This window comes from Bacillus sp. LNXM65 (assembly GCF_002998575.1).
Classification (GTDB): domain Bacteria; phylum Bacillota; class Bacilli; order Bacillales; family Bacillaceae; genus Bacillus.
Genome location: NZ_PVRB01000009.1, coordinates 122,354 through 148,602 on the forward strand (window position 1 = coordinate 122,354; position 26,249 = coordinate 148,602).

A 26,249-nucleotide genomic window follows, 5' to 3' on the forward strand; every position below is an offset into this window, starting at 1 on the left:
AAAATAAAAAATCCTTTGCATGAGCGATACGCTCATGCTTTTTTAGGTCCTTTTTTGAAAATCGTTTGATTTAATAGGCGGAGAGCTTGTACGATATCATCCATTTGTTCTATATCCGAGGAAGATAGGCTGTCTAATAGCATCCCTTCGATATGCTGGAAGACTTCGTTCATACAAGCACGGCCTTTGTCAGACAGCTTAATGACATGTTTTCGTTTGTCATCACGGTCTTCTTCTCTAGCAATGAATTGTTTCTCGTGCAGTTTTTTTAGTTCTCTGCTGACATTTGGAAGAGACATGTGCTGACAGTCGGCAATTTCACTAGGCGTAAGCGGTTCGCTGACAGCTAGCTGCTCTAGAATTAAGTATTGTAAGGTTGTTAGGTCAACTGGTTTGACTTTGCTCATCAGGGCGTGCTTCAGCTCTGAAAAAGTAGAAGCAAATGCTACGAATTCCTTGAAGAAATGGGAATGCTTCATGTTTATCACCTCCTATGTAACATACCAAAATTATTATCAAAAAACAATTATCATTTGACAACTAATTAAGAGGGGTATATCATTTAGTTATCAAATGATAACAAAAGGAGACAACACATGAATCTACTCATTATTTATACTCACCCTCATCACAATAGTTTAAATGGTGCTTTTTTAAAAGAAATTATGAAAGGCAGTGAAGAAAATCCACTTGTTCATGAAGTGAAAATCATCGATTTATACAAAGAAGAATTTGATCCTGTGCTGATTTTTAATGAAGAGAAAAAAAGGCGTGATATGCATAAGGACCCTGACATTCGGGTGTATCAGGAAAAGATCAAATGGGCAGATAAAATCGTATTCGTTTATCCCATTTGGTGGGGACGGCCGCCAGCCATGCTGATTGGCTTTATTGACCGCATGTTTGCTGCGAATTTTGCTTATCGTCAAACAGGCGGGCTGCTTCCAGAAGGACTGTTAAAAGGAAAAAGTGCTGTTTGTGTATCGACAATGCAAGGGCCAACCAACTACCCTTTATTCTTTTTGCAAAATGCACACAAGATGTTAATGAAAAGAGCCCTCTTACAATATGTCGGAATCAAACCTGTGAAGTTTTTTGAGTTCGGCATGATGGAAAGCCCAAAAGGGAAACATGAGGCCAAATTAAAACGTATCTACAACTATTTCAAAAAAATCAGCTCATAAAACAGTTGGTGAAGTCACTTTTCTTCTAATTCGATCCTTTCATGTTTTAAAATGACAGTGAGGGTGGGGGAACTCTTCCTCATCATATAAAAAGGGGGATATGGATGAAGAAAACATTGTTTAAAGATGCAGCGATTTTAACACTTGATCCAACTTTAGGTTTTTTAGAAAAGGGAGATTTATTAATTGAAGGGACACACATTTTAGAGGTCGGACCTTTCATTGAAGCAAATGATGCTGACATTGTCGATGCGTCCGATATGGTGATCATGCCAGGGCTTGTGGATACACATCGTCATGTGTGGCAGTCTGTCATCAGAGGCATAGGCACAGATTGGTCTTTGCAGACATATTTGAGCAAAATCTATTATGGTAACTATGGTGCGATGAGACGCCCATCCGATGATCGAATCGCAAATTATTTAGGGGCATTAGAGGCATTAGATGCAGGAGTGACCACATGTTTAGACTGGACGATGATCAATTCAATGGATCATACAGAAGAGCTCATCGGAGGATTAAAAGATGCGGGCATTCGAGCTGTTTTTGCTTTTGGCTCTTCTGGAGATGCTGAGTATTGGGATAGGGAGAGCACGCTCACCAATATGGAGGACGCAGCACGCGTGAAAAAAGCGCATTTTCAATCATCAGATCAGCTCTTGACGATGGGGCTTGCGATTCGTGGACCAGAGTTTTCTTCATGGGAGACTTCAGTATTTGAAATTGAAACAGCCCGGTCTCTAGATGCTTTATGCAGTATGCACATTGGCTTTGGGAATTGGGGAGCGGAGGATCGTTCGATTGAGCGGCTTCACAAAGCAGGGTTACTCGGACCTGACCTCAACATGGTGCATATCAATGCAATCGATGCGGATCAAATGAAGATGCTGGCAGACAGCGGAAGCTCCATATCTATTACACCTGAAATTGAGATGATGATGGGTCACGGTTATCCTGTAACAGGACTTGCGATTGAACAAGGTGTTCTTCCAACGCTCGGTGTAGATGTGGTAACAGCGACAGGCGGAGATTTGTTTGCTCAAATGAAATTCGGACTTCAGGCAGAGCGCGCGCTTCAAAATCAATCATTGCTGATGGAGGGAATCATGCCAGGACCTGAACTTGGGATTTCTGCTCATCAAATGCTTGAAGCTGCAACGATCAATGGGGCTCGTGCATTACAGCTTGATCATAAAATTGGCTCACTCACACCTGGAAAAGAAGCTGATTTCATCCTGATCGACCGGACAAGCATGAATCTTCTGCCGATGACAGATCCGGCTGGAGCGGTTGTCCAAACGGCACATCCTTCAAATGTTGATTCTGTCTATGTGGCTGGAAAAGCAGTGAAACGAAGCGGAAAGCTTGTTGGTGTGAACCTAGAAGAGGTCAAACGCAAAGCTTATGCGGCAAGAGATCATATTCTATCGCACAAGTTTGAATCAACTCCATCATAAACAAACATATCCCCATAGGCAGCGGCCTATGGGGAATTCATTACAAGGATTCTTTAATGACCTTTTTGTAATACTGGACAGATAGGAATCCAAAGACAGAATATAAAACCGTATAAATCGACATGACGATGAGCATTGGTGTCCACAGTTCACCGCCGAATAAAAACCAGCCAGACTGAACTGCAAAGTAGCTGTGCAGCAATCCGATGATGAGCGGAATTCCAAAGTTAAATAGCTGTTTGAGCCGAATGCCTTTTAATAGATCTTTCTCTGTAAAGCCAAGCTTACGTAAGATCGTGTACGAGCTTTGTTCTTCTTCACTTTCATTCATCTGTTTGAAGTATAAAATACAGCCTGATGTCACAAGGAAGCTTAGACCTAAAAATCCAACCACAAACATCATCAGTCCCATTGTTTGCTTTTGCTGCTGAGCTGAAGCTAATTGAGACATGCTGTCGTCACCTAGTTTTAAAGATGTAAACACATCATTGGCTTGTTCAAGATTTTTATCATCTTTTATATTGACCGCATGATATTGACTATTCTCAAGCTGCAGTTTAGGATCTTTCTGCTGGTCAAGCTTCTCAAAGACATTTTGACTGACGACGGCAACAGGCAGACCGCCAAAAGTGAATTTGTAAGAGATGATGTAATCTTTCTTCATATCAATGACTTTTAAATCAAGCGGCTTCTTGATGAGAAGTTTCACATCACCTGAACTTTGAATCGGCATGAATTTCTTCAATAAATCACTGTAGCCGCTTAAGATGACTTCGTTGTTTTCTACATGAATATTAGGTGCATTTTTCTCACTGATCACAGGCAGTGTCAAGACTCTTGGATTCTTATTCAAACTTTGTAATTCCGAATCCATGATCTTATGTGCATCAAAATCCGCTTGAATGACCTTGAACTGCTTTTTTTCATACGCAATATGTTTGTCAGAAAGTGCACGAGTGAAGGTATCGGCTTCTTTCTCTGAGCCCATGACAAAATGTGATGGAATCTGTTGTTCAGCCGTTTTTTCTGCTGAGTAATAGGAAATGTAGCTTAAAGATAACAACCCGATGGCAAGAGCAGATACGGTTGTAATAATCGTTAAAAGCAGTGCATTTGATTTTAATCGGAACATAATAGATGACAAAGACAGGACTTCATGAATGGCGAGATAGCCATTTTTTCTTTTCCGTACAATATTGGCAATGAAAGAAACAGAGCCTTTATAAAAGAGAAAGGTACCGATAATGACAGAGGCTAGAATATAAATCATTGCTGAAAATAACTCAAGCATGGACGTATATGAGCCGCTAAAAAGCTGAGAAGAAATATAATAGCCTGAGCTGATCAAGACAATACCGAAAACCCCAATGATGATTTCAAACACAGAGATCTTTTTCACACGCTGCTCTGTAGAAGACGTGGTTCTAAACAAAGATAAAATTGTCTGTTTACTAATAAACCGTCTATTTCTTAGCATAATTAATCCATAGATGATGAAAAAGACAATGAGCGTTTGCAGAAGGGCCATGCCTGAAAAATGCAGATGCGCGATGGCATTAACGCCGGTTACTTTAAATAGTACCATCAGCATGAGCTTTGAACCGATAAATCCAGCTATGATGCCAACAGCCAATGAGAACACGTATAGGATAAAATTTTCTGCATTGAGCAGTTTGGCAATTTTTTGTTTCGTCATGCCAATGAGCTGCAGGAGACCTATTTCTTTCCCTCGTCGTTTAATAAAAATGCTGTTCGCATATAACAGGAAGATCCCAACAATGGCAATGAGCAGTACCGAAGCGGCTTTAATCGACGCACCGCCTTTAATGGACCCTTTTACATCATCAAGTGCTGGTGAGTACTGCAAGGTAACAAAAGAAAAGTAGAGCGCCACACTAAACACGAGAGCAAACACATATAAATAGTAATTCTTCAAATTTTTCTTCAGGTTACGGAAGACGAGCTGATTAATGTTCATGCTTCACACCGCCTAAGACACCTTGCGTTTTCATAATATCCTCGAAAAACATCTTTCTCTCTAAAGCACCTTTATTCAACTGAGTATAGATTTGTCCGTCCTTGATAAAAATGACGCGTCTTGAATAGCTGGCTGCGACAGGATCATGTGTCACCATGACAATAGTCGCTTTTCGTTTGCGATTGAAATCTTGCAGCTTATTGAGTAAATCAGATGCAGATTTGGAATCAAGCGCTCCGGTAGGTTCATCCGCGAAAATCAGACTCGGCTCATGAATGAAGGCACGAACCGCTGATGTCCGCTGCTTTTGCCCACCAGAGAGTTCATTCGGATATTTGTCTCTTAGTTCATAGATGCCCATGTCCTCCGCGAGCTGTTGAAAACGTTCAAAAGCTTCTTTTTTCGGCGTTTTGGAGATGGATAATGGCAAGAGGATGTTCTCTTTGACCGTGAGTGTATCAAGTAAGTTATAATCCTGAAAGACAAAGCCAAGCTGCTTTTTTCTGAATTCTGCGAGCTGCTGATCCTTCATCTGTGTCATCTCAGCATCTGCGATACGAATCGATCCGCTGGATACATGATCGATAGAGGACAATACGTTTAGAAGGGTTGTTTTCCCCGAGCCTGATGGCCCCATAATGCTGACAAATTCTCCGGCTTCAATGGTCAAATCAATGCCACTCAGCACCTCTTGTTTGTTGAATTTATTTCCGTAGCTTTTATATATTTTGCGAGCTTCTAAAATGTTCATTTGTCGATCCCCTTTTTCTATTTAATTGATACCTCTAGTATAAAAAGAAGCCCGCCGCATTTCCTTCGATTTGGCGAACAAAACAGACGAGCATGTGACATTGTTGTCACATGCTCGCAATATGCACAAAATCATTCTTTTTCGGAAAGATAAAGGTGAAGGTTGTGCCTTGGTCTATCGTGGAGTTGACCTCGATCTTGATATGAAGAGCGTCTGCTCCTTTTTTCGTTAAATAAAGCCCCATTCCTGTTGAGGCGGTGTCATTGTGATGTCTCGTTGAGGTAAAGCCTTTTTCAAAAATACGAGAAAGGTCTCTTGGATCTATCCCTCTGCCTTGATCTGAGATCGTCAGCATCACTTGGTCATTCATTCGCTTGCTTTCAATGGCAATATCGGACGAATGACTGTACTTAACTGCATTTGTGAGCACCTGTCTGATCATAAAGGATAACCATTTTGTATCACTTAATACGTGACGTTCTTCTAGCGTGAGTTCAAAGCCGATTCCTTTTTGCATGCACCATGATTGGAGCGCTTTGATTTCTTTGGCTAAGATGCTTTGCAGGTCAAGCTGTTCAATAAATAAATCATTTTCGATATGACGTATTCTGCTTTGGTGCAGCTGGGCATCGAGTAATAAATGAATTCTGAGCCATTCATACGTCATATTCGATTTCAGCGGCTGCTCTGTTAAGCGGTCAATCATTAAGTGCATCGCTGTGAGAGGTGTTTTCACTTCATGTATCCATGAGAGCAATTCATCCTTCTCTTCTTCAAGGGCGATTTGCTGTTCTGCTGCCATTTTCCGGTAGCGGGCAATTTGCTCTGATGTCGCATCATGTACAAGCTGTTCAAATGGGGAAGATGGAGTGAGCCGCATTTGATGATCAATATGATCATCCCATTCTTTCAGCCGCTCATAATACGCCGTTTCTTTACGATATCGGAAAAAGAGAAAGACGATCATGAAAAACGTAGATAATAACACAATATAAAAAAGAGACGCCAGTGGAATGGTCGTATCCAAATAAGCAACAAACAGAATGAGGAGCTGCAAACTAAGAAAGAACAGGATCCAGCTTCTTCGTTCTTTTAAAAATGCTTGCAGCATCATTGATCATCCTTTTCTTTTGCAAGATAGCCTTGGCCCACTTTTGTCTCAATGTAGGTGCCAAGGGAGATCTCATCTAGTTTTTTTCTAAGGCGATTGACGTTCACAGTGAGTGTATTGTCACTGACAAACCGTTCATCCTCCCACAGTGCTTGAATGAGTGATTCCCTGCTGACAATATGATTTTTATGCTGAATCAATTCCTTGAGAATAAACAGTTCATTTTTCGTTAATTCCACTTCACCGTGATCATTTGTGACGGTGTTTTTTTCTAGGTCGATCGTAGCGCCGCACCATACCTTTAAGCTTGCAGGTTCTGCATTGTAATCATGTACCCTGCGAAGAACGGCACTGACTTTGGCAATGAGCACGTCAAAGTGAAAGGGCTTTTGTACAAAATCATCGGCACCGAGCTGCATTGACATGACCATATCAGCAGGATGGTCACGAGAGGAGAGGAAGATGATCGGTACATTTGAATGATGCCGAATCATTCGGCACCAGTGAAAACCATCGTATTTTGGCAGCTGTATATCAATAATGACGAGATCAGGCTGAACAGAAGTGAATTCCTGCATCACCTGTTGAAAATCATGAATCCCATAAACATCATAGGACCAGTTTACTAGACGTTCTTTGATTTCTTGGAAGAGGGTTGTATCGTCCTCAATCAGTAAAATTTTAAACAAAACCAGCACCACACTTTTTGTATTCGCTTGTATGTAATTGTAGCGGAAAAAAAGCGCTGCCGCTAGAAGCAGACAAGAAAAAAGCAAGGGAAGGGCTCCCTTGCTTCAATTTATTTACCTAAAAAGTGCTTTTTAAAGAATGATAGTTGATAGTCGAGTGTGAGCGGATCATTAAAATAGAATTCTTCTGCATTTGCCTCATACACACGATGTTTTTTCACAGCTGGGATGGACTTGTAGATTTCACTGTTTTGATAGGAATTGTCCATTTCGCTGTTTTTACTTATGATCATATAGTCTCCAGCAAACTCAGGAATGACCTCTTGTGAAACCGCATAGTAGCCAGCCTTTAATGCTTTTTCTTTCACTTTTTCAGGCATTTTTAGTTTCATTTCTTGGTAGAGGATTTCTGTGCCGCGGCCCCATGCATCTCCAAACACGTAAAGATCTTTTGTGCCGCTTTCAAACACAGAAACCGTCGCATCCTCACCGATTTTCGCTTTGATTTCTTTTCCAGCTTCAGCTGCGCGTTCTTTAAAATCTTTTACCCATGCTTTGGCTTCTTTTTCTTTGTTTAATACTTTTCCAATTTCAATATGCTGCTGAAGGTAATCGACTTTGTTATACGTAAACAAAACTGTTGGCGCGATTTTTTTTAGTTTTTCTACATTTTTTGTATTGCTTAAGCCAATGATGACATCAGGCTTTAGTTTCATGATTTTTTCCACATTGGCATCCGACACTTCTTCCACATCTTTCAATTCCTTTTGGAAGCGAGGGTTCTTTTTTGACCAAGAGTCGACGCCGACTAGGTTCACACCTAGTGACATGACATTACCCGTGTAAGAACCGAGTACAACGACACGTTTTGGATGCGCTGGCAGCTTCACAGGGCCATTTTCAGATTGATATGTAATCTTGTCTGATGATGTTGATTGATTTCCTTTATTTGAGGAAGAGCTGCTGCTATTGCCACATGCGCTCAACGCAAGTACAAGGATGAGCATCAGAGGGAACAATATTTTCTTCATGAATGTAGACTCCTTTGAAATCGGCACATAAGCCGGGTATTTGATTGCACGAGTGATAATGATAATTATTATCACTTGGATATCATATCATAGGAGTGCGGTCTGTTGTCAATTGCATTTTGATAGTTGGTGATAAAAAATAGAGGGGGATTTTTGGTAGAAAAAAAGATCAAGGCACATGTGTCCTGATCTTTTTTCTTATTTAAACCAGCCTTTTTCTTTTGAGCGTGTAATGGCTTCAATGCGGTTTTTCACTTCTAGCTTATCTAAAATAATGGAAATGTAGTTCCGGACAGTGCCGCTTTTAATGCTGAGTTCCTTAGCAATTTCTTTTGTGTTTTTGCCGTCTGCGACGAGTTCTAGGACCGATTTCTCTCGTTCTGTTAAAGGATTTTCGTCACTATATAAGTCTTCCATTAATTCAGGGGCGTACACCTTTTTCCCTTTCATCACACTGCGAATGGCACTTGCCAGATCTTCACTTGGACTGTCTTTCAGCATATAGCCGCTGACGCCAGCTTTGAGCGCCCTTTGGAAATAACCAGAGCGGGCAAAGGTCGTTAAAATGATGATTTTCACATCTGTTCCTTTGAGCTCTTCCGCTGCATCAAGTCCGGATTTTCCTGGCATTTCAATATCCATTAAGCAAATATCAACAGGGTGTTTTTTGGCAAAATCGATGGCATCCTGGCCATTCGATCCTTTCCCAACTACCTTCATATCGTCTTCTAAATCAAGAAGTGAACCGAGCGCACCAAGCAGCATTTGCTGATCCTCTGCGATAAAGATGTTGATCATTTCATCCCCTCCTTTTCTTTTGCTGCTGAATCATTTGGAATACTCATGATCAGCTTCGTCCCATCTTTTGTCTCAAGGTGAAGGCGTCCATTTGCAAATTCCAATCGTTCTCTAATCCCTAAAAGGCCATGTCCCTTCGTTTGAGAGGAGGGGTGATCTCCTTTAAATGTCCCATCATCTTCAACCGTGATGACCGCTTCTTTTGACTTTTGATGAATGGTTATTTTACAGACTGTGGCATCACTATGTTTGACGATATTGGTGACCGCTTCTTTTATACACATGCTCACAATGTTTTCGTTGAGAAGAGAGATGTGTTTCGGTGCTTCCTTTTCATCATAGATCAATTCTATCCCGGCCGCTTCGAGAATTTGCTCTATGTTCAACATTTCATCCTTGATCCGAATACCTTTCATGGAGGAAACAATTTTCCGAACTTCATTGAGAGACGTTCTGGCTGTTTGCTGGACGCTTTTCAGTTCGGCACGAGCCTGCTCTGGGTCTTTATAAACCAGTTTTCGGGCAAGATCACTCTTTAAACCGATGAGGGAAAGCTTTTGTCCAAGGGTATCATGCAGATCACGTGCAATGCGCTGCCTTTCTTCAATTTTTACAAGGTCAGCGATACGTTCATTGGCATCTTCTAATTTCTCTTCGAGCCGTTCACGTTCCTTCCTGCTTCGAATGCTGAGGGGGAGGAGAATGGCACTAATGAGTGTAATGAGAACCAAGGGAATTTGCGTGAGAAACCAGCCCTTTTTTAAGATCAGACTGAAATTCACCGCAATGGCGGCGCTCCCGACATGAATATAGTATAAGATATAGAAAGGTACTTTTCTTTTAATATGCCCATTGAAATAGGCGATGCAAAAAGCGAAATAAATGTAGCTGTAGAGCATGACATAGCCAGTAGAAATCGCAATCAAGAGAAGGCCTAATACATATAAAGACCAGCCTTTTGCGATAAAGGCAAAACGATAGACAGCGAAAAAGACAACGTTCAAAATAATGCCGATCACAATGCCTAAAGTCGAAGGAGCCTTAATGATAAAATAAAAGGGAAGGATGAAAAAAATGGCCCATATATACGGGGATATCCCATGCAATTTTTGAATTTTAAGTTGTTTTTTCATCCGTGAATCACCTTTTCCATTTTTTCATTCTTTTTCACTACTTTATCAAATTGAACACGTTATCGCATCCTGCAAATACCAACAAGCTCCTTCTATTGTAAGAAAGAGCTTGCGTCGTTTACGCATTCTTCTTGAGAATGTCTCCTTTGATGACAGGTGTGCTTCTAGTCTGACGTGCTTCTTTAAAGGTAACAAATGCTTTCGTTTCTTCATCCCAAAGTCTAAATTTCATTGACTCAATACTTGTTTTTAAAGTGATGGTTGGAACATTTTGAAGCGGCTCACTATGCTCATGTGCATGCTCCAAATGATAATTCGGTACCCTCGGGCTTAAATGATGGACATGGTGATAACCGATATTGCCTGTTAACCACTGAAGGAGTTTTGGCAATTTGTAAAAAGAACTGCCTTCTACTGCTGCCTGCACATAATTCCAATGTTCATCTGCTTCAAAGTAAGAATCCTCAAACGTATGCTGCACATAAAACAGCCATACACCGATTGATCCAGAAATCAGGAAGATTGGACCTTGGACAAGTAACAAACCTTGCCAGCCAAAAAGGAGATAGGTCGCTCCTGCCAATAAAACAATTGATATGTTTGTGAAATACGTATTCCAGCGCTCTTTTTTACGAGCATTTTTGACGTTGAAACGGTTTTTAAACAGGAAAACAAAGATCGGTCCCAAAATAAACATCACAAAAGGATTACGATAAAATCTGTAGCGAAATTTCGTCCATACTGATGCTTCTTGATATTCTTTGACTGTCAGGAGCCAAATGTCACCAGTACCTCGTTTGTCTAGATTACTGCTTGTGGCATGGTGAATCGAATGATCTCTTTGCCATTGAAGATAAGGGAAAAGGGTGAGTACACCTGTTAAGAAACCGAACAGGTGATTCAGCGGTTTCTGTTTAAAAAAGGATTGATGGCAGCAGTCGTGAAAAATAATAAAGACACGTACTAAAAAACCAGCTGCAATAACCGCAAAGAAGAGGGTTAAAAGGTAGGAGATGTTCAGGCTATAATAGGCAAGAAACCAAAGCCCCAAAAATGGAATAAATGTATTAAAGAGCTGCATGATACTTTTTTTAGAATTAGCACCAGAGAATTGGCCAACTTGTTTTCTTAAAGTGGCTTGCTGCTGTGTGTTTGTTGAAGTCGTCATGAACGTTCAAGTCCTTTCCGTTTCTTTCTACTTCAAAGTATAGAAGGAAAGGTGTCATGCTCATAGTAGCACCCATCATGTATTCGATATGACATTTGTCATGTTGGACGCCGGAAAGGCTGACGGTATCAGGGTTTGTAAGCTTATTTTATTTTAAATAAAAAAGTAAAGGCGCTTAGCCTTCACTTTTTATGAACGTGCTTCATGAACTTTTAACTGCTTGCCTTTAATGGTTGTGTGGCGCATGGCATTCAGCACAAGAGGGCCTTTGCCGTTTAAAATATCGACATATGTTTTCGTATCTTGAATGGTAATAATCCCAATGTCATCGAAGGCAACGCCTTCTATTTTGGCAATGGTCCCAACGAAATCAACGGCCCGCAGTTTCTTTTTCTTTCCGCCGTTAAAATAAAGCTTCATAATATCCTTCTCAACGCCTGCCTGTTTATTTTCCTTTTGAATCGGTGTTTCAATCTTTTCTTCAAAGCTTTCTACATGCTGCTCTGCGTCTTCCTTTGTTGGATAAGGCTGCGTCTGGAAATCAATACCTGCTTCCTGCTTTAATTCATCAATCAGAGGCTTTGCGTTTTTGGTCATAAACGCAATGGTTTTCCCGCTTTTCCCTGCTCTGCCAGTTCTTCCTGTTCGGTGAATATAGCGCTCTTTTTCATAGGGCAGATCGTAATGAATCACATGTGTCATATCACTGACATCAATGCCCCGGGCTGCTATATCGGTTGCGATCAAATAACGGAACTCACCGTTTTTGAATTCATCCATGACAGCGAAGCGGTCTTCCTGTCTCATGCCTCCATGAATTTTGTCACAAGGCACATCCCATTCGTCCAGCTTCATTGTGAGTTCATTCACTCGGTCCTGTGTATTACAGAAAATAATGCAGCTATCTGGATTTTCAATGACGATCGTACGCTGAAGAAGGGAGAATTTTGCTTCTTCTTCCGTTTCAATCACGGTGTGGGTGATTTGTTGTACAGACGTTGCCGCGCGTGCGATTTCAATCACTTTTGGTGATTGTAAAAACTGTTCGCTCAATTTCTTCATCTCATCAGACATGGTCGCTGAAAACAGCATTGACATGCGCTTTGGCGGCAGATACTGAATAATAGAAGAGACTTGATCAATAAATCCCATGTTCAGCATTTCATCCGCTTCATCTAACACGAAAAATTTGAGGTTTTCTAATGAAAGAGTACCTTTCTCAAGGTGATCCAAGACTCGTCCTGGTGTTCCGCACACAATATGGTTTTTTTGTGCAAGCTCTACTTTTTGGGCTTGAAAAGGGGCTTTTCCATAAATGGCTGCGGCTTTGATTCGTTTCAATCGTCCAAGGCTTGTGATATCCTGTTTGACCTGCATGGCGAGTTCTCGTGTTGGAACGAGGATGAGGGCTTGAGGTTTATTTTCAGCCCAATCGACCATTTCACAAATCGGCAAACCATAGGCTGCGGTCTTGCCGCTGCCAGTTTGAGATTTGACGATCAGATCCTGCTTTGAAAAAGCAACGGATAATGTCTCGTGCTGAACAGGTGTAGGTGTATGGAAGTGAAGTGCTTTTAGCGCTTGTTTTAATTCATTGCTTAATGGATATTGATCAAATTGTTGTAATGTCATCGTGTTCTCCTTTTCGTACATTCATACTTGTGACATCATACCATAACCATGACCGTGAATGAAAAGACATGAAAAAAAGCCCCATAAAGGAGCTTTTGATTAAAGGAATCTGCGTTTTACTTTTTCCCAGTAGGAGTTGTCTTTTAATTTCACTGTTTTAATGACTTTTCCTGAAAGGCCGATGTCAATTTGTTTGACGTGTTTCGTGCCAAGCGCTTCGTTATCAAGTCCGATAATTGGATGATCGTTTCCGTCCTGCACAACCTTCAGCGTTAGCTTGCGGTCACTGCTTAAGATGAAAGGAGCACCCAGTGTACGGTACGAGTTGTTGTTTAGCGATGCAAGCTCTGTGACTTGCATACAAGGGAGCATCGGATCAACCACGGCGCCGTTTACCGATTTATTGTAGGCTGTTGAGCCGGTCGGAGTAGAAATAATCATTCCGTCTCCTCTAAATGTTTCAAAGTGGAAATCATCTATATACACATCGATCACAAATGTTTTAATAATGCTTGAGCGGATCGACAGTTCATTTAAGCAATGGAACTGATTGGTACTGTCAACGCTTACATCGATGATCGGATATTTTCTCACTTCAATCTGTTCAGTGTTCATGGCATCAATCATTTTATCAAAATGCTCTAATGAAAAATCGCAGTATAGATGCGAATTCTCTGTTTTTGATACCCCTACATACAAGCAGTCATCCCGGAAATTCGTTTTGCGGACTGCTTGAAGAAATGTGCCATCCCCGCCAATTGAAGCAATAATATGGGCATCCTCTGCACGCTTGACGACTTGAAAGCCTTGATCGGTAGCGAGCTTCTCCAGAGAAGAAATGTGTCCATCCAATTCATGATCTTTTTTGTAAAAGAAAAATACATTGCGACGATTGTCTGTCATTGACGTTCTCCCCTTTGTTGTCAAAAATAGTTTTCCAATAATAAAGGGCTTACATGTGAACCCTTGCTCACATTTTACACTTTTTTCATATGAAAGTAAAAACATTAGAAAAACCTGCATGATGAAGGCATTCGTTTTTAGAAATGAGTCAATGTAAGGGATTCGAAAAGGGCAGGATTTGAGCATAATTGAATAGCTTCTTTCTCATGAAAGAGTAGTTTAGGTGTTTCGTTGTGGTGTAGAACTAGCCTATTAGGTGCAGAGGGAGGATAAAAAAGCCAATTTTTCGTCATGCGCATCTCAAAGGAGACGATGTAAAGTTGATCGTGAATGAAAAGAGGTGCTATCATATGATGAAATGAAATGTAAAAAAACCACAATTCCTGTGAAACATTTCATATGAATATTCGTATCAATGAAGAGAGACAAAAAGGAGGAGAAAAAGATGAATGCGAAAAGATGGGTAGCGTTAATCATTGCACTAGGTGTTTTCGGATTTTCAATTGTGATAAGTGTCACGATGGCCTTGTTCGAAAACTTCAATGACAATAAAATGAGCTATCAATTTGGGGATGAAATAGAAGAAAAGGTACTAGAGGATGGAAGCGGTGCTGGGAAAATTGCGGTTCTTGAGATTAATGGAACCATTCAAGATAATGGCGGCGCATCAAGTCTGTTAGGCGGAGAAGGTTATGATCATCGTGCATTCCTCAAGGAACTAGAAAAAGCGAAAGATGATGCTTCAGTAAAAGGTGTACTGCTGCGCGTCAACTCTCCTGGCGGCGGTGTCTATGAAAGTGCGGAAATACATAAAAAATTAGAAGAAGTGAAAAAAGCGAAGAAGCCGATTTACGTCTCCATGGGCTCAATGGCAGCTTCTGGCGGTTACTACGTATCAACTCCAGCCAAGAAAATCTTTGCTTCACCTGAAACATTAACAGGATCGTTAGGTGTGATCATGCAAAGCTTGAACTATTCAAAGCTGGCAGATAATTTAGGTATTAAATACGAAACAATTAAGAGCGGAAAATTTAAAGACATCATGTCACCCAATCGTGATATGACAAAAGATGAGCGCGACATCATGCAAAGCATGGTTGATAACTCGTATGAAGGGTTTGTCAAAGTCATCTCTGAAGGACGCGGCATGTCAAAACAGGACGTCAAGAAAATTGCTGACGGCCGGGTCTATGACGGAACGCAGGCGAAATCGAACGGATTAGTCGATGAGCTAGGATATTATGAAGATGCAATCAAAGCAATGAAGAAAAATGAAAAAGGGTTAAAAGGAGCGACAGTGATCAGCTATTCTCAAAGCTTTGGCTGGAACTCTCTCTTCAATATGAGCGCAAGCAAACTCTTTAAAAGTGAAATTGATTTTCTCAATCTAAAAGAAACACTGGCTGGCTCAAACGGGTCTAAACCGATGTATCTCTATTCAAAATAAAGGAGGGATCATAGATGGATTCTACGTTCGATGAAGTAACCGAAAGCCGCAGCCAAGAAGAATCGAATCCGGCTCTTGCGAAACGTGCAGTGATTGAAGCACAGGCGTTTGCAGGCTTTTGGATTAGGTTTTGGGCGTTTATTCTTGATTGGCTCGTCGTCTGGGGTGTCAACCATTTGACGGTTTCTCCAATCTTTAGTCTGTTTGGCTGGTCCAAAGGAGGAGGATGGTTTTCTCCATTCTCCGTCACAACGACGATTGTATTCCTGCTTTATTTCGCCATCATGACGAAAATCTTTCAACAAACACTCGGCAAAATGGTGTTTGGGATCAAAGTGGTCTCGCTTCAGCCTGAGAAGAAGCTGGCATGGGATGTCATTTTCTTTAGAGAGATTGTAGGTCGCTACATTAATACGCTCTTTGTTCTCTATGCTGTCGTTGGGTTCTCACCGAAAAAGCAAGGGGTTCATGATTACTTTGCCGATACGGTGGTCGTCCATGAACATTTATATGAAAAAACAGAAGCAAACGTATAATCAAAGGAGTTTGGCCGGGTACCGGTCAAACTCTTTTTTCATGATTGGGTATAAAATCCAGAATGAGAGCCATAATCGTAGAGGAAGCATCATTTGTTATGGAGGAAGTGAGCACAGTGCTTTACGTTTGGATCGCAGCTTTTTTGTTCCTTGGGATCTTATTGATCTTCATGAAAGTGACCATTTCACTGGATTATTCACATGCAAATGACAATGACCACCTTGCACTGAAGATCATCACCTTATATGGAATCATCAGACTCAAAAAAGACATTCCGATGGTGAGGGTCAATCCAGAAGATCAAACGATTGATATACGTGAAAAGAAGATGGCGAGCGCCAAAACCCCTAGTCACGAAAAAGAATCCATACATCAAAAAGTGGGAAAACGTGATATGAAGCAAATCCTTCATCAAATGGAGCGCATCACAAAAGAGATCGTCGATTTAAACCGGATCATGCGTAAATTCTTCATTCACATCAGAATTGTATCGTTTCACTGGTCAACATGGATCGGCTTTCATGACGCCGCTTTAACAGGTGTAGCAGCCGGCGGTGTGTGGTCAGTCAAAGGAGCACTGCTTGCCTTTATGCAGGAGCATCTCACCTTTAAGCATAAACCGGTATATGAAGTCATTCCTGCCTTTCAGCATAATGTGTCACAAACCCAGTTTACATGTATAGCTTATTTTCGTATTGGACATGCTATGCTTGCAGCCATTCGTTTACTTGTCCATTGGTTAAAAGGAAGAAAGGCGAGAAAAAATGCCTCTCTTCAAGCAACGAAGAATGAATCATCTGTTTAAGGAGGAACCCGAAAATGGCAGATCATCCAATCCAAGGTCTTATGAAGACAGCGATGGAAAACTTAAAAGAAATGATAGACGTGAATACGATCATCGGCGATCCAGTCGAAACCCCTGACGGCAGTGTCATTCTTACTGTGTCGAAGGTTGGTTTTGGATTTGCAGCCGGCGGCAGTGAATTTAACGGGAACCAAAAGAAAGAAAAACGTTCTGATGATCAAGAACGAAAAGAACCGAGACTCCCATTTGGCGGCGGAAGCGGCGGAGGTGTGTCTATTACACCAATCGCCTTCTTAATTGTCGGAACAAACGGCGTTCGAATGCTTCATTTGGATGAACATACACATCTGCTTGATAAAATATTGGATTCTGCTCCTCAAGCAATTGAACGTCTTCAGCACATGTTTAAGAAGGATGAACGGGAGAACCGTCATAAAGAACGAAAACTAGATGACATAGACCTTTAAAAAGTTAGCTGCGCTGCAGTTAACTTTTTTTCAAAAGTGACGATTAGGCTTTGCAGTTTTTTGCTTTCTCTACTATGATAGAACCATACATTTGATAAGGGAGGAATTGTTTTGGCATCGATCACATTTAAAGGGAGTTCTGTCACGCTTGTAGGAAATGAAGTGAAAGTAGGCGAGCAGGCTCCAGATTTCACGGTATTAACGAACTCACTAGGGGAAGTTTCACTTTCAGATTTAACAGGAAAAGTGACGATCATCTCAGTGATTCCTTCTATTGATACAGGTGTGTGTGACGCACAAACAAGACGTTTCAATGAAGAGGCAGCCGGTTTAGGTCCGGTCAATATCTATACAATTAGTGCAGACCTTCCATTTGCACAAGCACGCTGGTGCGGAGCAAACGGAATTGAAAATGTCGAAACATTATCTGATCATAGAGATATGTCATTTGGTGAAGCGTTCGGAGTATATATGAAAGAATTGCGTTTATTGGCGCGCGCAGTCTTCGTATTAGACCCGAGCGGAAAAGTGGTTTACACTGAATACGTAAGCGAAGCAACGAATCACCCAAATTATGAAAAAGCCATTGAAGCTGCAAAATCACTGTTATAAAAGCAGCATCGACAAGAGCTCCGGCTTCATACTGGGGCTCTTTTCAATGAGGAGATATAGCTTTTAACAAAGCGAGGAGAGAAAAGCATTGCAGAAAGATCAAGTAAGTACGATTTTCGAGCTGCTCGATACAGCTTCTATTCGATTAAAAAAGGACCAAAGCATTTCCTATATTGAAGCATTAGCTGAAGCAGGAGAAGCCTTTTTCCAAGCAAATGATCGAGACGGTTTACTAAAGGATTTAATAGAGAAAGCAGATTTTGCTTCTTATGATCATGAGCAGATTCGTAAAGCGTTTCAGCTCGCCGTATTGAAAGGACAAAAGGATATTTCCCATCCAAATCGTCAGATGACCCCAGATACGATCGGGCTGTTTGTCAGCTATTTGGTGAATAAATTTTTAGAAGGACAAAAAGAGCTTGTTGTCTTTGATCCAGCAGCGGGAACAGGGAACTTACTGCTTGCTGTCTTAAACAATCTCACTGCAGAAACAAAGCGCGGCTTTGCGTCTGAAATTGATGATGTACTCATTAAAATTGCATGGGCACAGGCAAACTTGGAAGAGAAGGAAGTCGAGCTTTTCCATCAAGACAGCCTTGAGCCGCTTTTGATCTCACCAGTAGATGTCACTGTATGCAGTCTGCCAGTCGGTTATTACCCAAATGATGAGCGTGCAGCAGACTATGATTTGAAGGCAAAAGAAGGACATGCCTTTGCCCATTATTTATTCATTGAACAAAGCCTTCGTTATACGAAAGAAGGCGGCTTCTTATTCTTCATCATTCCAAACGATTTGTTTGAAGGAAAAGAAAGCGTGCAATTAAAGGATTTTATCAAAGATCATGCATATATGAATGCGTTAATTCAGCTGCCGGTCTCCATGTTCAAGGACAAAAAGCACGCCAAAAGCTTGTTTGTGATGCAAAAGAAAAAGGAAGGCTTGGAAGCACCAAAACGGATGCTCTTTGCCAATCTGCCGTCTTTCTCACAAAAGGAAGCCATGGTGGGTGTGATGAGAAAATTAGACCAGTGGTTTATAGAAGAAAAAGAAACGAAAGAATAGCCAGAGTGATGTCTGGCTATTTTATTATTCAGAAAATAACGACTTATCGATGTAAGCGGTAACAGTTCGAAGGTGCACTTGAAATGCAAAGTTTTCAATGTTTAAATGAAAAAGTCAGATATTTTTCGGACTTATCGTTAAACTATAAAAGACCCGTCAAACAGGTTGAATATAGCACCGGAAAAAACGTGAAACCTTATATAACAACTGAGTAAAAGGAGCGACAGAAATGTCTAAAATTATTGCAATCAACGCAGGAAGCTCATCTCTTAAATTCCAATTGTTCGACATGCCAGAAGAAACCGTTTTAACAAAAGGTCTTGTTGAAAGAATCGGAATGGACAACAGTATCTTCACGATTTCTGTAGGTGGAGAAAAGAAAACAGAAATCACAGATATACCAGATCATGCAGTAGCGGTCAAAATGCTGCTTGAAAAACTAATTGAATTTAACATCATCAAAGACTTTAATGAAATTGATGGCGTAGGACACCGCGTCGTTCACGGCGGAGAGAAATTCAGCGACTCTGTTCTTTTAACAGATGAAGTCATCAATGACATTGATCAGCTTTCAGAGCTAGCACCACTGCACAACCCTGCAAACGTTGTAGGAATCAAAGCATTCAAACAAATTCTGCCTGACGTACCAGCGATTGCTGTGTTCGATACAGCCTTCCACCAAACAATGCCAGAGCAGTCTTACCTATACAGCCTTCCGTACGACTACTACAAAAACTTTGGTATTCGTAAATACGGATTCCACGGGACAAGCCATAAGTTCGTAACAGAGCGTGCAGCAGAGCTATTAGGCCGTCCTCTTGAAGAGCTTCGTTTGATCTCTTGCCACCTTGGAAATGGTGCGAGTATCGCAGCAGTTGAAGGCGGAAAATCAATCGATACTTCAATGGGCTTCACACCGCTTGCGGGTGTTGCAATGGGTACACGTTCAGGTAACATTGACCCTGCCCTTATTCCATTTATTATGGAGAAAACAGGACATACAGCTGAAGAAGTACTTTCTACTTTGAATAAGAAGAGTGGTCTATTAGGTGTGTCTGGTCTATCAAGTGACCTTCGTGATATCGAAGAAGCAACAGAAGAAGGAAACGACCGTGCAGAAGTAGCTCTTGATATTTTTGCAAGCCGTATTCATAAATATATCGGTTCTTATGCAGCGAGAATGAATGGTGTAGATGCGATCATCTTCACAGCTGGAATCGGTGAAAACAGTTCAGAAGTAAGAGCTCGTGTACTTCGTGGTCTAGAATTCATGGGCGTTTACTGGGATCCTTCTCTTAACAACATGAGAGGCGAAGAAGCATTCATCAGCTACCCGCACTCTCCTGTAAAAGTGATCGTCATCCCAACGAACGAAGAAGTAATGATTGCAAGAGACGTTCTTCGTCTTGCGAATTAAAGTGTTCTTTTTTGCAGAATTTAAAAGCACTCCTTTTCTTATTAAGAAAAGGAGTGCTTTTATGTTAATTTTTAGAGCTATGGTCGTTCAGCATATTGTCTTCTATTTTTTTCATTTCAAAATAGCCATAAGATTCTAAAGCTCTAGGTACAGAAGATATGATTTCTTTCCATTCAGTAGTGTCCTCATCTGTATACTCTAATACAATAACTTCTTCTTGTTGAACACAGAGTCTTGCGCTAAAATAAAGACCATTGCCTAGAATATTTTCATAATAAATTGTTGTAGTATAAGTTGTAAAGTCAAATTCTAGTGTGTCTTCGTAACTTGTTCTAATTAAGAAAGGTATAGAATCCCCTTCAGGTATACTTACTACATTGCTACTCACCTTGAAACTTTCATTAGCTGTTTCTTTCTCAGAAGAAAAAGAAATAATTTTAACATTTTTTGCGGGGCCTTTTCCAATATTTTTTAAGCCAAAACGCAAAGTGGTAAAGTGTTTAACATCACCAGTTATAGGAAAGGTAAAATTAGCAGCTAACAGGGTATGATCTGAAGTGAACTCAAGAATTTTAGAAGGATAGAGAAGTGGATTAATGGACAATTTTCTTGTTTTAAGATTTTCTTTTAATGTTATAATTGCTAAAATTAAGGCGAATATAGAGACTAAAGTTGTTATTAGTTGAGGAATTGCTGTTAAATCCATATTTTTCATTCTCCATTCTAACGCTGTATAACTTACATTATAAATTAAATATCAAGTAGCTGATAGAAAACAATTACACATATTGTAAACTTAAATAAAAATTATGATTGCAAGAGACGTTATGCGCTTAGCATAATCAAAAATGAAGAAGCTCTTTTCCAATAAGGAAAAGAGCTTTTTTCTGTTAAAAGCAGCATGCTATAATGTTGTCCAATACGAAGCAAAAGGGAGCGGTGTGAAAAATGAGCGTTGCAGAGCATAAACGTGAGGCGAAAGAGAGGCTTTATGTAAAAGTTATTACGGTCAGTGATACAAGAACGAAAGAAACAGATAAAAGCGGCCGCCTGATGATTGATTTGCTTAAAGAACAGGGACATCTCATTCTTGCATACGATATTGTAAAAGATGACATTGGAGCGATCCAAGACGCTGTGTTAGAGGGAACAAGCGAACCGAAAATAGATGCCGTCTTATTAAACGGGGGGACAGGAATTGCCGCAAGGGATGTCACCATTGAAGCGATCACCCCACTTTTCTCCAAGGAGCTGCCTGGCTTTGGCGAAATCTTCCGCATGCTGAGCTATACAGAAGACATCGGTTCAGCCGCTATCTTGTCCCGGGCAACGGCAGGGGCCGTCAACCAAAAAGCCGTCTTTGCCACACCAGGCTCTACTGGAGCTGTTCGTTTAGCCATGACAAAACTCATCATTCCAGAGCTTCCTCACGTCTTACGAGAGCTTGAAAAGGATCAAAAATAGCACAAAATGACTCGGCCAAGAAAATTTGGCGGAGTTTTTTTCATAAAGGGGTTGAAAAAACAATTTTTCCTTGTTACAGTGTATACATACTAAATGCATGTTTATAAATTAAAACTTATTTTTATGCAAAAAACATTCACAGAATCAAAACAAGCGAGAGGAGCTTTTCAATCATGTCACAAAATAAAAAAGTCGTATTAGCATATTCCGGAGGTCTTGATACCTCTGTTGCAGTTAAATGGTTACAAGAGCAAGGATACGAAGTCGTTGCTTGCTGCCTGGATGTAGGTGAAGGAAAAGACTTAGCATTCGTTCAACAAAAAGCACTTCAAGTCGGAGCGGTTCAGTCTTACATGATTGACGCAAAAGAAGAGTTTGCTGAAGAATTTGCACTGACTGCATTACAAGCACACACCATGTATGAGGGAAAATATCCGCTTGTATCTGCACTATCTCGTCCACTTATTGCAAAAAAACTAGTGGAAGTCGCAGAAAAAGAAAATGCAGTAGCGGTTGCACACGGATGTACTGGTAAAGGAAACGACCAAGTCCGTTTTGAAGTATCTATTAAAGCATTGAATCCAGACCTAGAAGTTCTTGCACCAGTGCGTGAGTGGAAATGGTCTCGTGATGAAGAAATCGATTATGCTCAAAAGCACGGTATTCCAATTCCGATTAACTTAGACAGCCCATATTCAATCGACCAAAACCTTTGGGGCAGAAGTAACGAGTGCGGCATTTTAGAAGATCCTTGGGCTGCACCGCCAGAAGGAGCATATGATCTAACGACGCCACTTGAAAAAACACCTGACACACCTGAGATCATCGAAATCACGTTTGAAAAAGGAAAACCAACAGCCATTGACGGTATCCAGTATTCATTATCTGATCTCATCCTTCATTTAAATGAAGTCGCTGGTCAGCATGGGGTTGGCAGAATCGATCACGTTGAAAACCGTCTTGTGGGCATCAAATCTCGTGAAGTGTACGAGTGCCCAGGTGCTGTCACACTTCTAAAAGCGCATAAAGAGCTTGAAGATTTAACACTAGTGAAAGAAGTCGCACACTTTAAGCCAATCGTTGAACAAAAAATGGCTGAATTAATATACAACGGCTTATGGTTCTCACCTCTTAAAGGAGCACTAGATGCTTTCTTACAAGAAACACAACAGAGCGTAACAGGTGTTGTACGTGTGAAACTATTTAAAGGCCATGCCATTGTAGAAGGACGTAAATCACCATATTCACTTTATGATGAAAATCTAGCAACATACACAAAAGCAGATGAATTCGATCATGATGCTGCGGTAGGATTTATTAATCTTTGGGGCTTACCAACAAAAGTAAACAGCATCGTGAATAAAAAGGAGCAGGTTAAAGCATGAAAAAGCTTTGGGGAGGCCGATTTCAAAAAACACCAGAAAAATGGGTCGATGAGTTTGGCGCGTCCATTCATTTCGACAAACAATTAGTCAAAGAAGATCTGACCGGCTCCCTTGCTCATGCAAGTATGCTGAATAAATGCGGTATCCTCGGTAATGAGGAGGCCGCTGCCATCAAAGACGGCCTGAATACGCTCATGAAAAAGGCAGAGGCGGATGAGCTGGAATTCTCAGTAGATTATGAGGACATCCATTTAAACCTTGAAAAAATGCTCATTGATGAGATTGGTCCGCTTGGCGGCAAATTGCACACAGCGAGAAGCCGGAATGATCAGGTTGCAACCGATATGCATTTATATTTGAATAACCAAGTAGAGCATATCATTGAACTGATCTCTTCCTTTCAAACAGTGCTTGTGGAAAAAGCAGAACAGCACGTTGAAACGATTTTTCCAGGATATACGCACTTGCAGCGTGCACAGCCTATTTCCTTTGCTCATCATATGCTCGCCTATTTCTGGATGCTTGAGCGTGACAAAGCGCGTTTTCAAGATTCGTTGAAGCGAATTAACGTGTCTCCACTTGGATGCGGAGCGCTAGCAGGAACGACATTTCCGATTGATCGTGAATATACAGCAGAGCTGCTTGGCTTTGATCATATTTACGAAAACAGCCTTGATGGCGTGAGTGATCGGGATTTCATTTTAGAGTTTTTGTCTAATAGCAGCCTTGTGATGATGCATCTCTCACGTCTTTGTGAGGAAATCATTTTATGGTGCTCTCAAGAATTCAAATTCATTGAGCTTGATGACACATATGCAACAGGCAGCAGCATGATGCCGCAAAAGAAAAACCCGGATATGGCAGAATTGATCCGCGGAAAAACGGGCCGTGTATATGGCAACCTAATGGGGCTTCTCACCATTATGAAAGGTTTGCCGCTTACGTATAACAAAGACCTGCAAGAAGACAAGGAAGGCATGTTTGATACAGTAAAAACCCTTGCTGGCAGCCTGCAAATCTTCACAGGCATGATTCAAACCATGACGGTGAACGAGGATGTCATGAAAAAGGCAACAAAAGAAGATTTCTCAAATGCGACCGAAGTGGCAGACTACCTAGCGAAAAAAGGCATGCCATTCCGTGAAGCACACGAAATCGTTGGCAAGCTCGTGTATACATGCATTCAAAAAAGCATCTACTTAAGTGATCTTCGGTTTGAAACATTCACAGAAGCGAGCGATCTTTTTGAAGAAGACATTTACACCATTCTTGATCCGTATGTTGCTGTTGAAAAAAGAACAAGTGCAGGTGGAACTGGATTTAAACAAATTCAGCTCGCTTTAGAAAAAGCAAAAGCCTGCCTAGCGTAACACGTCAAAAAACCATTCGTATGATGCGGATGGTTTTTTTGCTGTCAGAAAGGAGAATCCTCTTCCTTGGAGAACATGATAGCAGAAAGGGTTCATAAGTGCGCCAGATGCTGGTTTATAGTAAAGTAAAGATAAGAAACATGTGAACTTGCAACCTTTGCTTTAGGAGGAGATTGTGTGCGACACGCATTAATAACAGCGGGTTCTAAAGGACTTGGCAGGAAAGTAACCGAGTCTTTACTGAATATGGGGTATTCTGTGACAGTGAATTATCGAAGTGATGATGAAGCTGTCCGGCAGATGAAAGAAGAATTGCAGGAATACGAAGAAAAGCTTCAATTTGTCCAAGGAGATGTGACAAACAAAGAAGATTTAAAAAACATGGTAGAGCTGGCAGCAGAGCGATTTGGGCGGATCGATGCCTTGATTAACAATGCTGGACCTTATATTTTTGAACGTAAGAAACTAGCGGATTACTCTGAAGATGAATGGCATCAAATGATGGAAGGCAACCTATCTGCTGTGTTCCATTTGTTCCGAATGGTCATCCCCATGATGAGAAAACAAGGCTTTGGCCGCATTATCACGTATGGCTTCCAAGGAGCAGACCATGCACCAGGCTGGATGCACAGATCAGCCTTCGGAGCGGCAAAAGTGGGGCTGGCGTCACTTACGAAAACCATTGCGATTGAAGAAGCCGAAAACGGCATCACAGCCAATATGGTTTGCCCAGGCAAAATCGTTGGAGACATGAAAGAATCCACAATAGAAGAAGCACGCCAGATCAAAGACGATGAAACGCCTATTGGCAGGTCTGGTACTGGAGAAGATATCGGGCGCATCATTTCATTTTTATGCGATGACCGCTCTGACCTGATTACAGGGACAGTTATTGAAGCAACAGGTGGTCTTAACGTCATTCACAGACATTAAGTTTTTCAGCTTTTTATACAGGGAATAGATGAAATGAGATCAAATTCGAAAGGTGGATATACTCACATGAAAGCTACATATCACGGACATTCAGTCGTACACATTGAAACAAACGGATACCATATTTGGATTGATCCATTTTTAAAAGGAAATAAACACACAGATATCAAGCCGCAAGATGTCAAAGCGGATGTCATTTTACTGACACATGGGCATGGAGATCACCTCGGTGACACCATTGAAATCGCTAAAAACAATGACGCGCTCGTTGTCGCGCCAAACGAACTTGCCGTTTATTTAAGCTGGCAAGGGGTGAAAACGCACCCGCTTCATATCGGCGGCGGACGTGAGTTTGAATTTGGTAAAGTCAAGCTCACGCAAGCGTTCCATGGTTCAGCTGTCATTGATGAAGATGCAAAAACGATTACGTATACAGGCATGCCATCAGGTATTTTATTTACTGCAGAGGGCAAAACGATTTATCATGCTGGAGACACTGCGCTCTTTTCAGATATGAAGCTGATCGGTGAGCTGAATCATATTGAGCTTGCATTCCTTCCGATCGGTGATAATTTCACGATGGGGCCGGACGATGCAAGAATCGCAGCCGAATGGCTTCGGGCGAAGCAGGTCGTGCCGATTCACTACAGCACATTCCCGCCGATTGAACAGGACCCGCATGCATTTGCAGACAGCCTGCATGGCGGCGTTGGTCATGTGTTAAACAGCGGAGAATCGATTGAGATTTAATCAACATAGCAAAAAGCCGGCATTCCAATGCCGGCTTTCAGGCTGTCGAGAAAATCTCGACAGCTTTATTTTTTCCTTAAACTTTCCATCTCCTCATTTTATAATAGAGAAAAACCCACTTAAGGAAGGTGTTTTTCTCATGTTCCACACTAGAAATTCTTCTC

The 26,249-nt window shown here is 41.2% G+C and carries 26 protein-coding genes; 14 read left to right on the forward strand and 12 right to left on the reverse strand.

Features of this window, described 5'->3' with window-relative positions; all coding sequences use genetic code 11:
- Positions 1 to 32 precede the first annotated feature (32 nt).
- Positions 33 to 479 (reverse strand): MarR family winged helix-turn-helix transcriptional regulator, encoded by a 447-nt coding sequence (locus C6Y03_RS17330; RefSeq protein ID WP_106039679.1) that lies wholly within the window; start codon positions 477 to 479, stop codon positions 33 to 35.
- Between the two features lie 117 nt (positions 480 to 596).
- On the opposite strand from C6Y03_RS17330, the gene C6Y03_RS17335 reads away from it, so the two are divergent.
- The gene (locus C6Y03_RS17335) at positions 597 to 1,184 is read left to right on the forward strand and encodes an NAD(P)H-dependent oxidoreductase (RefSeq protein WP_060597004.1); all 588 of its coding nucleotides are present in this window, start codon (positions 597 to 599) and stop codon (positions 1,182 to 1,184) included.
- Between the two features lie 104 nt (positions 1,185 to 1,288).
- Positions 1,289 to 2,641 (forward strand): amidohydrolase family protein, encoded by a 1,353-nt coding sequence (locus tag C6Y03_RS17340; RefSeq protein ID WP_106039680.1) that lies wholly within the window; start codon positions 1,289 to 1,291, stop codon positions 2,639 to 2,641.
- 40 nt (positions 2,642 to 2,681) lie between these two features.
- Here C6Y03_RS17340 and C6Y03_RS17345 read toward each other — a convergent pair whose 3' ends face one another.
- The 10 genes from C6Y03_RS17345 to C6Y03_RS17390 form a co-directional block, all read right to left on the reverse strand.
- Positions 2,682 to 4,619, reverse strand: coding sequence for an ABC transporter permease (locus C6Y03_RS17345; RefSeq protein ID WP_106039681.1), 1,938 nt, complete (start codon positions 4,617 to 4,619; stop codon positions 2,682 to 2,684).
- Positions 4,609 to 5,370: an ABC transporter ATP-binding protein gene (locus tag C6Y03_RS17350; protein ID WP_012010889.1), complete on the reverse strand. Its 762-nt coding sequence runs from the start codon at positions 5,368 to 5,370 to the stop codon at positions 4,609 to 4,611. The genes C6Y03_RS17345 and C6Y03_RS17350 overlap by 11 nt, the downstream gene beginning before the upstream one ends.
- A gap of 106 nt (positions 5,371 to 5,476) precedes the next feature.
- Positions 5,477 to 6,481, reverse strand: coding sequence for a sensor histidine kinase (locus C6Y03_RS17355; RefSeq protein ID WP_060596999.1), 1,005 nt, complete (start codon positions 6,479 to 6,481; stop codon positions 5,477 to 5,479).
- A complete protein-coding gene (locus C6Y03_RS17360) occupies positions 6,481 to 7,170 on the reverse strand; it encodes a response regulator transcription factor (RefSeq protein ID WP_148660152.1) in 690 nt (229 codons plus the stop codon). Before C6Y03_RS17360 ends, C6Y03_RS17355 begins: the two co-directional genes overlap by 1 nt.
- Before the next feature lie 110 nt (positions 7,171 to 7,280).
- Positions 7,281 to 8,201 (reverse strand): iron-hydroxamate ABC transporter substrate-binding protein, encoded by a 921-nt coding sequence (locus C6Y03_RS17365; protein WP_106039682.1) that lies wholly within the window; start codon positions 8,199 to 8,201, stop codon positions 7,281 to 7,283.
- Between the two features lie 198 nt (positions 8,202 to 8,399).
- Positions 8,400 to 8,999 carry a response regulator transcription factor gene (locus tag C6Y03_RS17370; protein ID WP_060596997.1) on the reverse strand — a complete coding sequence of 200 codons (600 nt, stop codon included), beginning with the start codon at positions 8,997 to 8,999 and terminating at the stop codon, positions 8,400 to 8,402.
- The gene (locus tag C6Y03_RS17375; protein WP_106031182.1) at positions 8,996 to 10,132 is read right to left on the reverse strand and encodes a sensor histidine kinase; all 1,137 of its coding nucleotides are present in this window, start codon (positions 10,130 to 10,132) and stop codon (positions 8,996 to 8,998) included. Before C6Y03_RS17375 ends, C6Y03_RS17370 begins: the two co-directional genes overlap by 4 nt.
- Positions 10,133 to 10,250: 118 nt before the next feature.
- On the reverse strand, positions 10,251 to 11,300 hold the full coding sequence (gene desA / locus C6Y03_RS17380; RefSeq protein ID WP_106039683.1) for a Delta(5) desaturase DesA: 1,050 nt from the start codon (positions 11,298 to 11,300) through the stop codon (positions 10,251 to 10,253).
- Positions 11,301 to 11,489: 189 nt separating this feature from the next.
- Entirely contained in the window at positions 11,490 to 12,932 is a 1,443-nt protein-coding gene (locus C6Y03_RS17385; protein WP_106039684.1) for a DEAD/DEAH box helicase, read from the reverse strand.
- A 99-nt stretch (positions 12,933 to 13,031) separates the two neighbouring features.
- A complete protein-coding gene (locus C6Y03_RS17390; protein ID WP_003216672.1) occupies positions 13,032 to 13,835 on the reverse strand; it encodes an NAD kinase in 804 nt (267 codons plus the stop codon).
- Positions 13,836 to 14,280: 445 nt separating this feature from the next.
- Here C6Y03_RS17390 and sppA point away from each other — a divergent pair, with 445 nt between their 5' ends.
- From sppA to C6Y03_RS17425, 7 genes are all read left to right on the forward strand, one after another.
- Complete coding sequence (sppA, locus tag C6Y03_RS17395; protein ID WP_060596993.1) at positions 14,281 to 15,282, forward strand: signal peptide peptidase SppA; 1,002 nt, start codon at positions 14,281 to 14,283, stop codon at positions 15,280 to 15,282.
- 14 nt (positions 15,283 to 15,296) lie between these two features.
- Positions 15,297 to 15,818, forward strand: coding sequence for an RDD family protein (locus C6Y03_RS17400; protein ID WP_034661878.1), 522 nt, complete (start codon positions 15,297 to 15,299; stop codon positions 15,816 to 15,818).
- Positions 15,819 to 15,916: 98 nt separating this feature from the next.
- Positions 15,917 to 16,624, forward strand: coding sequence for a DUF2953 domain-containing protein (locus C6Y03_RS17405; protein WP_060597089.1), 708 nt, complete (start codon positions 15,917 to 15,919; stop codon positions 16,622 to 16,624).
- A 14-nt stretch (positions 16,625 to 16,638) separates the two neighbouring features.
- Positions 16,639 to 17,091 carry a GerW family sporulation protein gene (gene ytfJ / locus C6Y03_RS17410; protein ID WP_003216488.1) on the forward strand — a complete coding sequence of 151 codons (453 nt, stop codon included), beginning with the start codon at positions 16,639 to 16,641 and terminating at the stop codon, positions 17,089 to 17,091.
- A gap of 111 nt (positions 17,092 to 17,202) precedes the next feature.
- Positions 17,203 to 17,703, forward strand: a complete 501-nt coding sequence (gene tpx, locus C6Y03_RS17415) for a thiol peroxidase (RefSeq protein WP_034321005.1) — start codon at positions 17,203 to 17,205, stop codon at positions 17,701 to 17,703.
- Between the two features lie 88 nt (positions 17,704 to 17,791).
- Positions 17,792 to 18,766 (forward strand): class I SAM-dependent methyltransferase, encoded by a 975-nt coding sequence (locus tag C6Y03_RS17420; protein ID WP_034661875.1) that lies wholly within the window; start codon positions 17,792 to 17,794, stop codon positions 18,764 to 18,766.
- Positions 18,767 to 18,995: 229 nt separating this feature from the next.
- On the forward strand, positions 18,996 to 20,183 hold the full coding sequence (locus C6Y03_RS17425) for an acetate kinase (RefSeq protein ID WP_106039685.1): 1,188 nt from the start codon (positions 18,996 to 18,998) through the stop codon (positions 20,181 to 20,183).
- 64 nt (positions 20,184 to 20,247) lie between these two features.
- Here the strand turns inward: C6Y03_RS17425 and C6Y03_RS17430 are convergent, their stop codons facing one another.
- A complete protein-coding gene (locus C6Y03_RS17430; protein ID WP_106039686.1) occupies positions 20,248 to 20,889 on the reverse strand; it encodes a hypothetical protein in 642 nt (213 codons plus the stop codon).
- A 242-nt stretch (positions 20,890 to 21,131) separates the two neighbouring features.
- On the opposite strand from C6Y03_RS17430, the gene C6Y03_RS17435 reads away from it, so the two are divergent.
- The 5 genes from C6Y03_RS17435 to C6Y03_RS17455 all read left to right on the forward strand — a co-directional run bounded on the left by C6Y03_RS17435 (position 21,132) and on the right by C6Y03_RS17455 (position 26,085).
- Positions 21,132 to 21,647 carry a MogA/MoaB family molybdenum cofactor biosynthesis protein gene (locus C6Y03_RS17435; RefSeq protein ID WP_106039687.1) on the forward strand — a complete coding sequence of 172 codons (516 nt, stop codon included), beginning with the start codon at positions 21,132 to 21,134 and terminating at the stop codon, positions 21,645 to 21,647.
- A 173-nt stretch (positions 21,648 to 21,820) separates the two neighbouring features.
- Positions 21,821 to 23,032, forward strand: a complete 1,212-nt coding sequence (locus tag C6Y03_RS17440; RefSeq protein ID WP_106039688.1) for an argininosuccinate synthase — start codon at positions 21,821 to 21,823, stop codon at positions 23,030 to 23,032.
- A complete protein-coding gene (gene argH / locus C6Y03_RS17445) occupies positions 23,029 to 24,402 on the forward strand; it encodes an argininosuccinate lyase (protein ID WP_106039689.1) in 1,374 nt (457 codons plus the stop codon). The genes C6Y03_RS17440 and argH overlap by 4 nt, the downstream gene beginning before the upstream one ends.
- Before the next feature lie 177 nt (positions 24,403 to 24,579).
- Positions 24,580 to 25,335: an SDR family oxidoreductase gene (locus C6Y03_RS17450; protein ID WP_106039690.1), complete on the forward strand. Its 756-nt coding sequence runs from the start codon at positions 24,580 to 24,582 to the stop codon at positions 25,333 to 25,335.
- Between the two features lie 66 nt (positions 25,336 to 25,401).
- Positions 25,402 to 26,085: a metal-dependent hydrolase gene (locus C6Y03_RS17455; protein ID WP_060596988.1), complete on the forward strand. Its 684-nt coding sequence runs from the start codon at positions 25,402 to 25,404 to the stop codon at positions 26,083 to 26,085.
- Positions 26,086 to 26,249: the final 164 nt, after the last annotated feature.